The 16550-nt window shown below is 37.6% G+C and carries 9 protein-coding genes; 1 reads left to right on the top strand and 8 read right to left on the bottom strand.

Annotated features, from left to right (window positions below):
• The first annotated feature begins 65 nt into the window (after positions 1-65).
• Complete coding sequence (locus E0W73_RS11030) at positions 66-2468, top strand: sugar-binding domain-containing protein (RefSeq protein ID WP_135222132.1); 2403 nt, start codon at positions 66-68, stop codon at positions 2466-2468.
• A 173-nt stretch (positions 2469-2641) separates the two neighbouring features.
• On the opposite strand, the gene E0W73_RS11025 is transcribed toward E0W73_RS11030, so the two are convergent.
• The 8 genes from E0W73_RS11025 to E0W73_RS10990 all read right to left on the bottom strand — a co-directional run bounded on the left by E0W73_RS11025 (position 2642) and on the right by E0W73_RS10990 (position 16336).
• Positions 2642-3475, bottom strand: a complete 834-nt coding sequence (locus E0W73_RS11025) for an outer membrane beta-barrel protein (protein ID WP_135222131.1) — start codon at positions 3473-3475, stop codon at positions 2642-2644.
• 61 nt (positions 3476-3536) lie between these two features.
• A complete protein-coding gene (locus tag E0W73_RS11020; protein WP_135222130.1) occupies positions 3537-10277 on the bottom strand; it encodes a T9SS type A sorting domain-containing protein in 6741 nt (2246 codons plus the stop codon).
• 15 nt (positions 10278-10292) lie between these two features.
• Positions 10293-11231 carry a formyltransferase family protein gene (locus E0W73_RS11015; RefSeq protein ID WP_135222129.1) on the bottom strand — a complete coding sequence of 313 codons (939 nt, stop codon included), beginning with the start codon at positions 11229-11231 and terminating at the stop codon, positions 10293-10295.
• A complete protein-coding gene (locus E0W73_RS11010) occupies positions 11228-12358 on the bottom strand; it encodes a type 1 periplasmic-binding domain-containing protein (protein WP_135222128.1) in 1131 nt (376 codons plus the stop codon). The genes E0W73_RS11015 and E0W73_RS11010 overlap by 4 nt, the downstream gene beginning before the upstream one ends.
• 66 nt (positions 12359-12424) lie before the next feature.
• Complete coding sequence (locus tag E0W73_RS11005) at positions 12425-12964, bottom strand: phage tail protein (protein WP_135222127.1); 540 nt, start codon at positions 12962-12964, stop codon at positions 12425-12427.
• Between the two features lie 12 nt (positions 12965-12976).
• Positions 12977-13519, bottom strand: a complete 543-nt coding sequence (locus E0W73_RS11000) for a phage tail protein (protein WP_135222126.1) — start codon at positions 13517-13519, stop codon at positions 12977-12979.
• A gap of 50 nt (positions 13520-13569) precedes the next feature.
• Positions 13570-14109 (bottom strand): phage tail protein, encoded by a 540-nt coding sequence (locus tag E0W73_RS10995; RefSeq protein WP_135222125.1) that lies wholly within the window; start codon positions 14107-14109, stop codon positions 13570-13572.
• Positions 14110-15412: 1303 nt separating this feature from the next.
• Positions 15413-16336: a hypothetical protein gene (locus E0W73_RS10990; protein ID WP_135222124.1), complete on the bottom strand. Its 924-nt coding sequence runs from the start codon at positions 16334-16336 to the stop codon at positions 15413-15415.
• Between the last annotated feature and the right edge of the window lie 214 nt (positions 16337-16550).

Genomic DNA, 16550 nt, shown 5'->3' with positions numbered 1-16550 from the left:
TTACTTATATGGTTTAGGAGAAAACTTTGTGTTTTTACGTCTTTGCGAGAGAAAAACTAAAGAATATGATTTTAAAAAAAATTACAATTGCCTTATTGTTTTCGGTATCCATTTTAGCACAAAAGCAAGCCAGAATTGTAGAAGACTTCAATAAAAACTGGAACTTCAAATTGGGTGAGCATCCAGAGGCTATAAACGCTAATTTTAATGCTTCGCATTGGAGAACACTTCAATTGCCTCATGATTGGAGTATTGAAGGCGCTTTTGATAAAGATGCTAAAACCAACCAAGCACAAGGATTTCTGCCTGCAGGTAAAGGCTGGTATCGAAAAGTTTTTACGGTTCCTGCGAATTGGAAAAATAAAACGGTTTCTATCGAATTTGATGGTGTTTTTAAGAATAGCGAAGTTTTTATAAACGGTAAATCATTGGGAGTTCGCCCAAACGGCTATATTTCTTTTGGTTATGATTTGACTCAGTATTTAAATTTTGGAAAATCAAATACTATTGCCGTAAAAGTGGATAACGATTCTCAACCTAATTCTAGATGGTACACGGGTTCTGGGATTTACAGAAATGTGCGTTTAGTTGCGAGTGAAAAACTGCATGTAGGGAAGTGGGGAACTTTTGTAACAACTCCAGAAGTTTCAGCCGAAAAATCAAAAATACATTTAGAAGTTACCGTTGATAATGATAATGTTGCTGCAAAAGAATTTAAGCTGGTTACTTCGATTGTGAATGCAGAAAATAAGGAAGTTGCCAATTTTACTTCAACAGAAAAAATAGGACCTAAAACCTCAGAAAAAAAGATTCATAATCTGGAAGTAAAACAACCAAAATTATGGAATACTGAAAATCCGTATTTGTATAAAGTCATTACAAAAATCTACGAAAAATCGAAGTTGGTTGACAATTATGTAACACCACTTGGATTTAGGTATTTCAATTTCGATTCAGAAAAAGGATTTTCATTAAACGGTGTTCCAACCAAAATTTACGGAGTTTGTCTGCATCATGATAATGGCGCTTTGGGAGCGGTTGAAAACATTCACGCTGTGAGAAGAAAACTGACTTTGATGAAAGAAATGGGAGCAAATGCTATTAGAATGTCTCATAACCCTCATTCGTTGGAAATGATGCAATTGTGCGATGAAATGGGATTCATTGTTCAGGACGAAGCTTTTGATGTTTGGAAGAAGAAAAAAGTAACCAACGATTATCATAAAGATTGGGACGCCTGGCACAAACAGGATTTAGAAGATTTTATAAAAAGAGACCGCAATCATCCGTCGGTTATGATGTGGAGTATTGGGAACGAAATCAGGGAACAGTTTGATTCGACTGGAATCGCGATTACAAGAGAATTGGCTAAAATCGTAAAATCGTTAGACACAACGCGTCCGGTAACTTCTGCTTTGACCGAAAATGTAATCGAGAAGAACTTTATTTACCAATCTGGAGCTTTGGATCTTTTGGGATTCAATTACAAACATGAAGATTATAAAGATTTCCCAATAAAATTTAAAGGACAGAAGATATTGGCTTCAGAAAGTGTTTCGGCTTTAGAAACGCGCGGACATTATGACCAATCGGATGTTATTAAAGCGTGGCCAACCAAACACGGTGCTCCCTTTGACGGAAATGCAGATTGGACCGTTTCGGCTTACGATCAGGTGAAATCGTATTGGGGCGCAACGCATGAAGAAAACTGGAAAACGATTAAAAGTCAGGATTTCATGGCGGGAACTTTTATTTGGACAGGATTTGATTACATTGGCGAACCAGATCCGTATCCGTTTCCTGCAAGAAGCTCTTATTTCGGAATTGTGGATTTAGCCGGACTTCCAAAAGATGTCTATTATATGTACCAAAGCGAGTGGTCAAACAAAACTGTCTTACATATTTTACCGCACTGGAATTGGACAAAAGATCAGGAAATAAACGTTTGGGCGTATTACAATAATGCAGATGAAGTTGAATTGTTCTTAAACGGAAAATCGCTTGGCAAAAAATCAAAACAAAATGATGATTTGCATGTTTCATGGAAAGTGAAATTCGAACCGGGAACTTTAAAAGCGGTTTCAAGAAAGAACGGAAATGTAGTTTTGGAGAAAGAAATCCAAACAGCAACAGAAGCTTCTAAATTGGATTTAAAAGCAGATAAAACTGCAATTAAAAACGATACTTACGATTTGGTTTACGTAACGGTTTCAATGTTAGATAAAGATGGAAACTTAGTGCCGAACGCCATGGATTTAATCAATTTTGAAGTGACTGGCGGAGGAAAATTGGTTGGAGTTGATAATGGTTATCAGGCCAATTTAGAGTCGTTTAAAGCGAATTCCTGCAAACTTTTTAATGGGAAATGTGTTGCCATAATTCAGTCAAACGGAAAAAAAGAGAATATTCAATTGAAGGTGACTACATCTGGCTTAGAAGCATCAACAATTGGCGTTAAAGTGCAGTAAAATTAGCTCTTGCCAAGTCGCCAAATTTTAGAATCATATAACTTATATAAGTGATTTTTAAGTTTTGACTGATTAGGATACTTCTATAACGGTTTAATTTTTCTCTTGAGATAAAATAAAAAAAGCTATTCATTAAATTGAATAGCTTTTTTAGTTTTGTTTTGGTATCGAAATTAATGTACTGCAAATCTTAGTTTTATACCGTAGGAAACCAGTCTCACGTTATGTACAAACGGAGAATCTAAAGTGCTGTTGTATTGCAGCTGTACTGGAAGCTCTGGACTGTATTGTACAATAGGTTTGTTTGCACCCTTGTCGTAAATATTGTTCAGGCCGTAATCCAGATAAGCACCAATGTAAAATGCACTTCGTTTGCCGATAAGCTGTTTTAAACCAGTTTCGAAAGTAAAGGAATATGAAATTTCTGTTTCCAAATCTTGTTTTCCGATGTCTACATTGTCTTTGCTGAAGAATCCAGCAAATTCAGGTGAAAATAATTCTACATTGTATTGTGGATAGAAGCCACTTGTAGTCAGGTTTTGCATTGTAGTGGTATAACATCCGTTTACTGCAAATCCGATTTTTGCTCCTGCAGATACATACAATTTAGAAGTTCCAGGTGTTTCAAATTGAATGTTAAGCGGGATATTAACGTACCCCAGATTTTGTTCCTCTCTTAAATTTGTAGTTCTGTATCGAAACTGGAAGGCTTCGTTTTCGCTGTCTACAGCATCGTAGCTGCCATTTAGAGATTGAGATGTAAAATCAGAAGAGTAGCTTTGGTATTCGACTCCAACTCCCAGGCTCAAGCCTTCATTTAGATAGTATGAATAACGCAGTCCGGCACTAAATCCATTTCCAGCAACATAGCCTCCAGAATATTTCATAAATGAAAACGGACCTCCAGCCGAAATTGAAAATTCCTGTTTGATATCCTGTCCATAACTGCTAAAACCTCCAGTTAAAAGAGCAGTTACAACAGCGAGTGATGTTAAATATTTTTTCATCTTAAAGATTTTATTATGCCGGTACTATTCTAAATCTAAAATAATACCGGCAGGTTTTGTTTTATTTTACAATTACTTTGAATGATTTTTTCACATTTGGAGTTTCAAGCACAACAAGGTACATATTGCTCTCAGTGGTTTCAGGTAATTGTATTTCAGTTCTTACTGATGAAGAGTGAACTGTTTTTACTAATTGACCAGTAACAGAATATAGACTAATCTGCATTTTCTCCAATTCTTCTGATGGGAAGTCGGCTTCGACAGTAATTATTTTTCCAGACTGAATTGGGTTTGGATATAGCTTAGCCTGAAGCGTCTGAGTTAAAGTAATCTGAGCTGAGCAAGTTTGTAAAACTTTACCATCTTTGGTTGTCATTTTTACCATATAACTTGCAGTTGGATCTAAAACATTGCCTATGCTTTCTCCAGCCGAGTAGTATTGTCCTGTACCAATTAACTGTCCGTTTTTAAACCATTGGTAAGCTGTAAATTCGTACCCGCCATTAGTTTGCGGATTGTTGTTTACAATTAGCACATTGTTAAATTTAACTTGTACAATGTCATAGAATCCAAATGGTTTCTCTACAGTAATTAAATAGTTTGCAGATAATGATCCGTCTTCAGATGTAATATTTACATTTTGAGTATAGATTCCTGGTTTTGGAGTCTGAATTGTAAAATTAGCTGCAGGTGTAATTGTCGCATTTGACTCATTTACAACAGAGATATTCGGATTAGTTTCGCCACAAGCCAATAATTTTGTTATTGTTTTTGCAGGATTTTCGTAAACAGTTGATCCAATTAAAATTCTTTTAACATCAATATTGTTGTTTAAAATTACCAATAATTGAGAAACATCTGTTGCCGGAAGATAATTGTTGTTTCCAGGCTGATGAGCTGTAATCAGTACTTCTCCTGATCTCGTCATAGTAACTTGTCCAGCAGGTGTAACAGTCGCAGGAGGAAGTGCAGAATCATACGTATAAGAATATGTTACAGGGAGTCCTGAACTTGCTGTTGCTGTTAAATTGAAAGTATTGTTAGCTCCCAATGTTTTAGTCGGAATAGCTCCAAACGTAATTTGCTGCGCTGCTTTATTAATTACAAGATTTGCTGTAAGAACAATTGGCGAACAATTTGGCAATGAAGATGCAGGCGTTACTGTTGCTGTTACAGCGTAAGTCCCAGCATTTATTGATCCGTTGTTTGATGAATAAGTTACAGTTGCTCCCGTTGGAAGATTAGCTACTTGAATAGAATGCGGATTTCCGTCATAAGTAAATGTTGCATTACTAAAAGTTACTGCATTGATAGGAGATACAAGTACTTTTACAGTCTGAAGCTGCGTTGTTGTATTTCCATTACCATCATCATATTTCCAAGTAATCGTATAAGTACCAGGAGTATTATAATTTAGAGGATCTGTCGTAGTTCCATTTAATAATCCGACACAATTGTCTACTGCCGTTGGAACAGGAATTTGAGAAGCCAAAACAGAACAATACTCGGTTATTTCTGGCAGTACTGCTACACTAGGAACAGGAGCAGTTACGTCAGGAGTTGTAAGGATAGTTACTGTTTGAGTTGTGAAACATCCATTTGCATCTGTTACGGTTGCTGTATAAGTTCCAGGAGCCAATCCTGTCGCAGTTGCAGCCGTTCCTCCAGATGGAGCCCATGAGTAAGTATAAGTGCCAGTTCCGCCGGTAGCGCTTACTGTTGCAGTTCCGTCATTAGCACCATTACAAGTAACATCTGTTGTGACTGAGGATGCAGTAAGAACCAAAGGCTCTGTAATTGTTACACTTTGTGTAGCAATACATCCATTAGCATCTGTAATTGTCACAGTATAGGTGCCAGCTGATAAACCTGTAGCGGTTGCAGCCGTTCCTCCAAATGGAGCCCAAGAATAAGTGTAAACTCCTGTTCCTCCAGTAACACTTACAGTTGCAGAACCATTAGATCCAGCATTACAAGAAACATTTGTTTGAGTTACGGTTGTTACCATTGGAGCCGGTTGAGTGATAGTAAAACTTTGTGTTTTTTGACACAAGTTAGCATCGGTAACCGTTACTGTATATGTTCCAGCCGCCAATCCTGTTGCAGTTGCAGCCGTTCCTCCAGATGGAGCCCATAAATAAGTGTATGATCCTGTACCTCCGGTAACACTAACAGTTGCAGAACCATTTGATCCTCCGTTACAGGTAATATTAGTTTGAGAAGGCGTGATATTGATGGCTGTTGGCTGTGTAATTGTAAAGTTTTTCACAATTGAGCATCCATTAGCAGCCGTTATTGTTACAGAGTAATTTCCTGCGGCTAATCCAGTTGCAGTATCAGCAGTTCCACCAGATGGAGACCATGCGTATGTAAATGGACCAGCAGCTCCAGAAGGCACTACACTAGCAGAGCCTGTGTTTTGTCCATTACATAGCACATTAGTTTGAGACGTAGTTGCAACTAATGTATTAGTAGTTGTAATGGTAAAGTTTCTGCTAATAATGCAACCATTGCTATCCGTTACCATTACAGAATAATTTCCTGCGAGTAATCCTGTTGCTGTAGCAGTTGTTTGGCCATCAGACCATAAGTAAGTGTATGGAGTTGTTCCCCCAGCTGGTATAACTCCAGCTTCGCCTGGTGTAGAACAAGTGGCGCTAACTTGAGTGGTAGTCGCTGTCAATACCGATGGTTGAGTAATGGTAAAGTTTTTAGTAATAGAACATCCGTTGTTGTCGGTAATTAATACAGAATAGTTTCCTACTGTAAGGCCTGTAGCTGTAGCAGCAGTTCCGCCAGAAGGAGACCATAAATAGCTGTAAGATCCGCTTCCGCCAGAAGCAGTTACCGTAGCTGTTCCTGTTGCACTACCGTTACAAAGAACATTAGTTTGAGATTGTGTAGCAGTTAAAGATATAGGCTCTGTAATAGTGAAACTTTGTGTTTTTTGGCAATTGTTTGCATCTCTTACAGTTACTGTATAAGTACCTGCTTGAAGACCAGAAGCGGTAGCCGCAGTTCCTCCTGAAGGAGACCATTGATAAGTATAAGAGCCTGTTCCACCACTTACGGCTACAGTAGCAGTACCGTTAGATCCACCATTACAAGACACATCAGTTTGAAAACCGCTAACGTCAAGAGCTGATGGTTGTGTTATAGTAAAGCTTTGTGTAGTCTGACAATTATTAGTATCTGTAACTGTAACTACATAGTTTCCAGCAGCTAAACCAGATGCAGTTGCACTAGTCCCTCCATATGGTGCCCAAGAATAAGTGCGTGCCCCTGTTCCTCCAGTGACATTTACAGTTGCAGAACCATTTGATCCTCCGTTGCAAGAAACATTGTTAACAGTTCCTGCAGTTGCTGTAAGTGCATTGGCAGGCTCAGTGATTGTAAAACTCTGCGTGGTTGTACATGAATTTGCGTCAGTTACGGTTACTGTGTATGTACCTGCAACTAACCCTGATGCTGTAGCGGCAGTTCCGCCAGAAGGTGCCCAAGAGTACGTATATGCTCCAGTTCCTCCTGTAACAATTACAGTTGCAGATCCTGTTGAGTCACCCTTGCATTTTACATTTAAAGTTGGTCCTGCAGTTGCTGTTAAAGCCATAGCAGGTTCCGTAATAGTAAACGATTGTGTTGCTTGACAAGTATTGGCATCAGTTACAGTTACTGTAAATGTGCCTGCAGCTAGTCCTGTTGCTGTAGCAGCAGTTCCTCCATATGGTGCCCATGAATATGTATATCCAGAAGTCCCTCCAGTAACTGTTACGCTCGCTGATCCCGTTGCTGCTCCACGACATAAAACATTAGTCTGAGATGGCGTAAGAGTTATAGCAGCAGCTGGCTGTGTTATAGTAAAGCTTTGTGTAGTCTGGCAGGCATTAGCATCTGTAATCGTAACGGTATAATCACCGGCAGCAAGTCCTGATGCAGTAGCACTAGTTCCTCCAGATGGAGCCCAAGAATAAGTATAGCCTGGAGTTCCGCCGTTTACATTAACTGTTGCAGTACCGTTTGCTCCGCCATGGCAACTTACATTGTTAACAGTTCCCGCTGTAGCCGTTAGTGAAGTAGGTTCCACAATCGTGAAATTCAATACTCTTTCACATAAAACAGCATCTTTGATAGTGACACTGTAGTTACCAGCAGCTAAATTAGTAATTGCTGAAGTAGTTGCTCCATTCGACCACTCATACGTATAAGATCCGATACCTCCTGTTGGAGAAACCACTAATGAACCGGTAGCAGTTCCGTGACAAGCAATATCAGTTTGTGCTGTAGTGGCCTGAATATTAGAAACGCGCAATGTTGCTGCAGTACTAATAGCTGTTGGAAGACAGTTTCCTGAAGCCACAACACGATACTGATAATTGTTTAGTCCTGCAGTTGCTCCTGTAATAACAAGAGTTGCAGTATTAGCTCCAGAATAAACACCTGCGTTTGTAATATTACTAAACCCTGCTCCCTGATTTACCTGCCACTGGTAAGCTGTGGCATTGGAAGCAGTAGCAGTAAATGTCGTATTTGAGTTATTACAGATAGAACTGTCGGATGGATTTGAAGTAATTGCCGGAGCAGAATTAACTGTTAGCGTAACAGCATTTGAAATTGCATTAGGAGTACATCCACCAGATACAACGGCTCTATAAGTATAATTGTTCATTGCGGCAGAAGCTGCTGTAATGTTAAGAGTTGCAGTTGTAGCTCCTGAGTAAGTCGAATTGTTTGTAATATCCGTATAGCCACTGCCGTCATTTACCTGCCAGATATATCCAGTAGCATTTGAAGCTATAACATTTAGCGAAGTATTAGATCCCGCACAAATTGGACTTGTAATTGGCTGTGTAGTGATTGATGGGGTTGGATTTATGGTAAGAGCAGCATTGTTCGAATTTACAGAAGGACATGTTCCTGAAATTACAACTCTGTAGAGATAACCATTAAATGACGTTGTGGCTCCCGTAATATTCAGTATGTTAGTTGTAGCTCCAGAATATGTTGAGTTATTTGTAATATTAACAAAACCAGTTCCCTGATTTACCTGCCATTGATACCCTGTAGCATTCGAGGCTGTTACAGAAAAACTAGTATTCCCACCATCGCACACAGATACAGCTGCAGGTTGTGATGTAATAGTAACACCATTTGCAGTTCCCGATACGGCTACATTTTGGGTTGTAATTCCTGTAGAAGAAATAGTAATATTTCCTGATGGAGTACCTGTGGCAGACGCAGCCAAACGAACATACACCGTCCGAAGAGCTACAACGCCAGCAGTGGGATTAAAAATGATATTATTGCTATAAGGTCCTGTACTGCTTGTAGCGATTTCAAAACCAGTAGGCGCTGAAACAGTAAGTCCTGCGGTTAAACCACCAGCTTGCAAGGTGAAACTTTGTTCTGGAGAAGCAGCTCCGCAACTTGTAAAACCGCTTAAAGTGTTTGTAGATACTACAGAACCTGCCGGTTGAGTAATAGTTACAGTTTGCGAAATAGTACAACCTCCAAGACCATTAGGAGTGCTGTCGGTAATTGTTACCGTATAAGTACCAGCTGCAAGGTTCGTTGCTGTAGCACTTGTTGCTCCAGAAGGCGACCAAGAGTAAAAGTAGGGACTAACACCATTGCTAACAACTATGGTAGCCGAACCATTTGTACCGCCGTAAGTACTTACGTTGCTTTGCGATTGCACAGCTGAGGCTAGAAGTACAGGTACAGTTAAAGTTGCTGCTGTAGAAGTTACAGAACCAGAACCGCCTACTACGCAGCGATATTGATAGCTATTCATTGCAGATGTTGCTCCGGTTATTGTAAGTGTTGCTGTATTTGCTCCCGAATAAGGTGCTACGTTGGCTACATCCACAAATCCGCTTCCGGTATTTACCTGCCATTGGTAATTTGTTGCCCCAGTTGCTACTACAGTAAATGATGTAGTGCTACCTGAGCAAACTACCCTACTAGCAGGGTTGGTTGTAATGGCTGTTGGAGTACTTAAAAAAGGCTTAGTTGATGGCAAAGTTTGAGTAGCATTGGTAAGACCCCAGTTTGCCTGATTTAGTACTGCAGCTCTAATTTCTGCTACTGTACTTAGCGGATAATTTAAGGTATTATCAAATCGACCTGAAACGGCTACTGTGGTACCAGTTCCGCCTAGAGGTCCTGTGTAAAATGCGCTTGTACCGCCAACTAGGCCTCCAACACCCGTTTTTAATGTAGAGGTGTTTGTACCGAGTGTACAGCCTGTATCCCATGTAGCAGTGGTAGTTCCTGAAGGACAAACATAAAAATGGATTCCGGCAATAAATACAACACCACTATTAGAAGGATCTCCAGTACCGCCCTGAAAAGCATAAATCTGATCTCCAGGACCATTCAATGTCAATCCGTTTGACATAGTTCCATTGTTCAGTGTAAGCGTACTATTTGAAACCAAACTAGAAGTAGTTTTGTTATAGGTAAAGGTGTTTAATCCTTGTACAAATACCTCCGTACCAGCTGGGATTGTGCCAGAGGTAACCCAAGTAACGGTTCCTTCCAGACCGCTTGCTGGCCACCAAGAAGTGTCTGCTCCGTACCCTCTGTCGGTAAAACGAATAGTAGTGCCCGGATCGAGAGTTTTCAGACAGACAAAACTAAAAGTATCACCCTGTGCTGATGCTGGGGATGTGTCATATCCTGTAAACAGAATGTCTCCTGCTACGAGTGTAGTTTGGGAGTTACTTAAGTAACTCTGCAAAAATATCCCCAGAAAGAGGGCGATATTTAAGAATTTTTTAATTTGTGAGTAAAAGTGTTTCATAATAAGATAATTAAATTATAGGGAGGCAAATCGCTCGCCATTTTTTAGACCAAAAGCGAGCAATTTGTGCCCACTCATAAAACCTTCATTTGTATAAACTGTATTTATACGCAAAAGGGTATTATCATAACATTGTATAATTAAGCCGTTGTTTTCGGTTATTTCCAAGATAGTTCCCGGATTGCTTGAACTATTGGAGATGCTATTAGTCTGAGTAACCTCTAAAAGCCTAATATTTAATCCATTCCATTGTGTGTATGCTCCTTTGTTCCATGGGTTACAGGCATTTACCAAAGCTTGTATGGCTTTTGAGTCCTGTTTTTCCCACTGAATGCTGACATCTGCAATGGTCGGTTTTTTATAGTATTGTGCTAAAGTTTCATCTTGATTTGAACCTTTCTCATTTATATTCAATAAAATAAGTAGCTCAGGCAAGAGGTAAGAAGCCAGATACGATAAATTTGTACAAAGCATTCCGTGTGTTAAATCGGCATGGAGCGGTAATGTTTTCTTAAGGATTATTTTTCCTTTATCAATTTCTTTTTCAATGGCATGAACAGAAATTCCGGTCTCTTTTTTTTGTTTTCTAATGGATTCAAAAACAGGATCAACTCCTCTCATTTCAGGTAATAATCCATAATGGAAATTATAAAACAGGTTTGGATTTTTTTCGATGATTTCTTCTGGAATTTTCCATGGAAATGTCATCGTAAAAATGAATTTTGCATTGCTTTTTTTTATGATTTCCTGAAGTTGAAGTTGTAATTTGCCTTTTTCAATCCATACTAAATTGACTCCGGCTTTTGCAGCAAAAACAGAACAAAAAGCTTTTACATCTTCATTTTCTGAAGGAACTCCAATAGTATGAAGCCTGCCCATGCTGTATAAGGTTTGAATAGCCGCAAAAGCCATTCGGTTATTGCACAAAACTACTATGTCGCGTATTGGATTCATGAGTCTAAACAGGCATAAGAGTTTAACCAAGAATTTATAGCTGTGTTCTGAATAGCCAATACGTGCTGATGTAAACGACTACGTTCTTCTTCTAAATCGGTAACCTCGATTACATTTTCTAAAATACAGTTTCCGTTTTCTTCATTTTTTGTCACCGTTGCATAATAAACAGGTGCTTCTGAAAAACCAGTATTAGGATTAAAATATACTTTTCCTCTTGGAGAATCAATGCTAATGTGATCCAATGTCTGACCGTTTGACTTTGTTACAAACAGGCCTGCTTCCCATCCTAAAAGCGAAAAAATGTTTGCTTTTTGTTCTCGGATATTTTTCATTACCGTCACAAATTCTACATTTTCATCATTTGTTAAATTGACTGACCATGGTACGGCACAGCTCCAATTGTAACCCGGATAAGCAATTTTATTGAGCCACGATTCTTCGGCAGTAAAACCGCTTGCATAAGTTTTGCGAGAAGCTATGTTTTTGAGCTTTGACGACTCCCTGAAAAAATCTTCAGTCATATCACCACAGAAAGAAGCCAATAAGGAAACATTGTCATTTTGTTCTAAAAATTCTTCTAATGGACCTAAATTAAAATCAGCTTTTTTTAATGATGTGACATGGTTGTAATGAATCGAAGCCCCATTATCTTGGATAGCAGTCGAAAAAGTATAAGGCGGACGGTAACCGGCATCATAAAAAGAACAAGTAAACGCAAAATTATGTTGGCCTTCTTCAATGGCTTTTCGTACGATTAAACGAGAGCATAAACCATTTTGAAGCGAAATAAAATAAACGTTTGGTATTTTTTTCTCAAAATTTTGAAAATGATAACCGCTGTCCAGTACAATCAGTAATTTACCTGAGCTTTCGAAAAGAGGTTGTATAAATTCAGCTGTATCAGGATTAATGTAAGCTATAATAATATCTGTATTATTAAACAGTAATTGTTCGCTGCACGAGTAAATTTCTTTATTATCGGCGCCAAGTCCTATACTGGCTGTAACAATTTCGTGTTTTTCCTCATGTCCCATTTTTTTTAGGGAAGATTTAAAACCGTCCATTATATCAAAAGACATCGAAGGATAAATGACAGATCGGGGCAAGAGTAAAGCTATTTTCATAAATATTTGGTATAGATAATTAAAAAGACAAACCACCCATTAGTCAATTCTAATGGGTGTTGATTATTAATTTCTTGATGGATATATTCCTTGCATACATATTATGTAGCTCAAACCTAAATAAGGCTGCATAATAGAAATCGGCTGACTATTTCCTGTTACGGCTACAGTAACAGACGGTGTTATAGGCTTCAAAGCGCTATCTGGTGTTTTGTCAGAATAAAGATTATTTATTGAAGCCAGATACGCATTTTGTGGTGCCGCAGTATCTCCTGTATCGGCATAAGCTTTTAAAGTAAGCGTACCAGCTGCTGTATGCGTATGTAAGGGAAGATTTGAAAGCAGTGCAGTAGTAGATTCAGTACCAGATAACTGACCCAAAACAAATTGAGAGGCACCCGAAGGAGTACCGGTTCCTACAGGAGCTCTTCCTCTAAAATCAGGTAATGCAAAATTGGTAATACCATTTCCTCCGTAAGTGGTGCCCAAAAGGCTAAACAAGGCTTGGTTTGTATTTATGTTAAGAAGCTGACCAGAACAGTATGCCCAGTATTTTGGAGCAAAGTTGGCAGCATATAATCGGATTTCGGACATTGTTCCTTCCATGGTTGATTGGTTTTAGTTTCTACTTGGGAAAATACCTTCTACACAAATAATATAGTTTGTAGCTAGTGAAGGTTGAATAATAGGAAATGGCTGTGTACCTCCAACACTAGACACACTGACTGTTGTAGTAACAGGTTTTAGCGTACCGTCTGGTGCTTCAGCTGAATATGCAGTATCAGAACCTGCTAAAACATTGTTTGTTGGCGACGCAGTATTACCTGGCGCATTATAGGTTTGAATCGAAATGGCGCTTGTTGTAGCCACGTGTGTATGTGCAGGCATTTGATTGATGGTCATGGTCACTTGTTCGACGCCACCAACTTGACCAAGTACAACGTTTGATCCTCCAGGTCTCTGGCCTATACCTACAGGAATACGCCCCTGAAGGTCAGGTAATTTAAAATTAGTTACACCATCACCGCCAAATGTTGTTCCGATTAAAACGAAAAGCGCTTCATATGCGGCTATATTTAATTGTGCTCCATTGCAGAACATCCATCCTCTTGGAGCAAAATTTCCGCCAAAAAGACGTACTTCTGCTAAATATCCTTCCATAATACTATTTTGAGTTATTACTTAAAAAAACTGTTTTTTCCAATTACTAGTTAATTGCGCGACGGGAATTCTCCTACTAAACAAATGATAAAATTCATTCCAATTGAAGGTTGCGTAACAGACAAAGGAATATTTGATCCGACAGGTGCAAGTGTCATATTAAAAGGAGTTGTTTTCATATTGTCGTCTCCTTGTGTTGAATTGTACATGTTGGTTTTGGTTGCCAATATATTACCACTTGGAGTATTGGCTTCACCATAGTCCGGATAGGCAGGTATAGATACTGTAGCTGTTGCAACATGTGAGTGATTAGGTAGGTTTTGAGTCAGCAATGTTGTCGTATTGCTTCCCAGTGATTCACCCGCAACATAAGTGGACAAGCCGCCACCACTGCCAGCTCCTATAGCGACGCGGCCCGCAAAATTAGGCAGGCCAAAAGTAGTGCTTCCATTTCCTCCGTAAGTTGTTCCTAAAATAGCATATAATGCTGTATTACTTTGTATTGCGACAAGCTGTCCCATACAAAATGCCCAGCTCCTTGGGGTAAAAGTGGCAGCAAATAGTCGAATTTCTCCTATTGTTCCATCCATAGTTTTTAAATTAAGGGGTTAATTAATAGTTAATAGATTAAATTTATATGGGTTTATTTTTAATGAAACATATTTAGTGTATATCCTCATTAAAAAAATAATATTAAAAGCTTTTTACTACACAATAAAAATAAAACTCAGTTTTATTCGCCTATTCAGGTTTAAAATTAGGTTCCAAGACCTTGAACAGGAAAAAAAATGTTATGAAACAGGTATTTAATGTCATGAAATTGACTTTTGCAATAGATCATATAGATGAAAGTAGCAAATGACAACATAAAACAATTGGTTCTCGTAGTGATTACAAGAATTTACCTTAAGACTTATGTCATTAATACGAGAATTTTAGGTTTTTCAAACCGAGTGGAATCACAGTATAAAGAGGGAGTTTTTTTAAAGTAAATTTCAATCATAATTTTAAACTTAGGATTATTAATATTGTTTTTTGAAATTGTATTGGTAACCGATTCAGCTTGAAAAAAAAATGGTATTTTGCTGGTAATCAGTTCTTATTTTGTGCTAATGTAGCAACTATATGTATTTTAAAGGTAGGTATTTATACCTGATTTGGTAAGTTTTTTCCCTTTTTAACTTTTTTGTAAGAAATATTTATATTTTTATTGTTGAAGCTGTTAAAATGGTTAAAAACAAGGTTTTAGGTAGTTATAGGATGGATTGGCTTAAAAAAAACAGACTATTTTGTAAAGCTTAAGAATAAAATGTTTTTATCTAAAATTTTGACCTAAGAAGAAATGAAAAAGCATTATTTTTCATAAACCTACTTTTTATTAATAAAAAAAGTAAGTATAACATCTCAGAAATGGATTTTTTTGCAAAAACTTTAAAATTGCATTTTAGGGAAATTTCGCTACATGCCGGGCCAATATAAAACATTGAATTTGTGGCCATCTGGGTCAGAAAAGTAGTCTTGAGATTTTCTGAAGTTAGATTTGCCCAAATCATTCTTGGTTCCATTTTCGTATTTTTTAGAGAGTTTAGAATGTAAATTTAGGTCTTAAAGTGTTGAATATTTTATATTTAATTTCTTATAGATTCTATCTTTCACAGCCAAGGCAAGAGGGGGCGTAATATGCAATTATTTAACCTTGTATCCGTTAGGTGAAATTATTTTCTTCAATTCTTTTAAATCAGTTTAGATATAAATCTGTCTAACTCTGCTTTAATCGGTTTGAAACTGTCTGAAAAATTTATAAGCATTAAGGATTTCACGCAGATTTTTAGCAGATCAAATTAGATTTTAATTCTTTAATGAAGCTATTTTATTCTATTTCTCCCAACGGGTTTAACCTTTGTTTAATAGCTTATGCAAATTTTCGGGCAGGCTTATAAAATAGCCTTCGGCGTCTTGCCCAATCGGGAAAACTTCAAATTTATCATCATAATACCAGTAATAATTTAGTGTTATGTTTCCCGGGTCTTCGTTGTAGAATTTTTCAATCGTGGGATTCAAGATAGTTATCAGTTCTAAAACATTTCCTTTTTCAATAGGGTGTGTGTATACGGTTCCTTTTGTCGGAATCGCCAATAACGTTCCATAACTTCCTATCGCATAAGTTGCTTTTTCTTTTATGTTTAAAATATACGAAGCAGCATAATCACCGCTAAAGAAAATAAAAAGTTTAAATTCATCGTTTAAGTCATATTCATTGGCTTCAATCTCATTTTCAGGAATATTATCCAATGCTATCTCAAACAATTCTTCTTCTGAGGTTTCCCATTCCAAAACATCTGCTTTTCTGATGTAATGAAACTGTCCTTCAAATTCTAAAATTAAAAAAGTATTTGTTTCGGGAAAATCGACTCGTGAGATATACTCGCTAAGCTCGGCTGGAAAATTAAAAGTGGAGCCTTTTACTAAAACCCGCAAAAATTGAGATGCATAGCTAAAATCTTTATAAAGATAGTCAAACGCAGCCGAATTGTATTTTAGTTTATCGAAATGCTCATAAATAGCATTTTTCCAATCTTCGTGATTGTGCGAAGCCAAATTTCGAACCAGATTATCTAAGTAGCGGTGTTCTGTATCTCCGTTGTTTTCAACGACAATTTCACCCTCATCTATTTTTGTGATAGTATAATTTTTTTCCTGATGATAGGCTAGAGCAATCTGCATTATAAGATTGTATTGTTCGCGATTTACAATTCCTACATACATGTTTGGAAGATCAAAACCTTTTTTCTTTTTAAAGATATCCAAAAATCTCATTTTGTATTTTTTATTGATAAGCTAATATACCATTTTGTCCTGAAGCATTTTACAGAAATAGATTAATTTATAACTCGTTGGGTGAAATTATTTTCAACACATAGAAACATAGTTTAACTAAACTTAAAAAAGTCGTTTCACTAGTCTAAATGCACATAGTTTAGCTATGTGTGGAAACTTGTTTCTTCCATTTTCTTTTTTCGGCACAAAAAAA

Source organism: Flavobacterium foetidum (assembly GCF_004634245.1).
Taxonomy (GTDB): domain Bacteria; phylum Bacteroidota; class Bacteroidia; order Flavobacteriales; family Flavobacteriaceae; genus Flavobacterium; species Flavobacterium foetidum.
The sequence above is the reverse complement of the archived record's forward strand: the minus strand, read 5'-3'. Positions and strand labels throughout refer to the sequence as shown.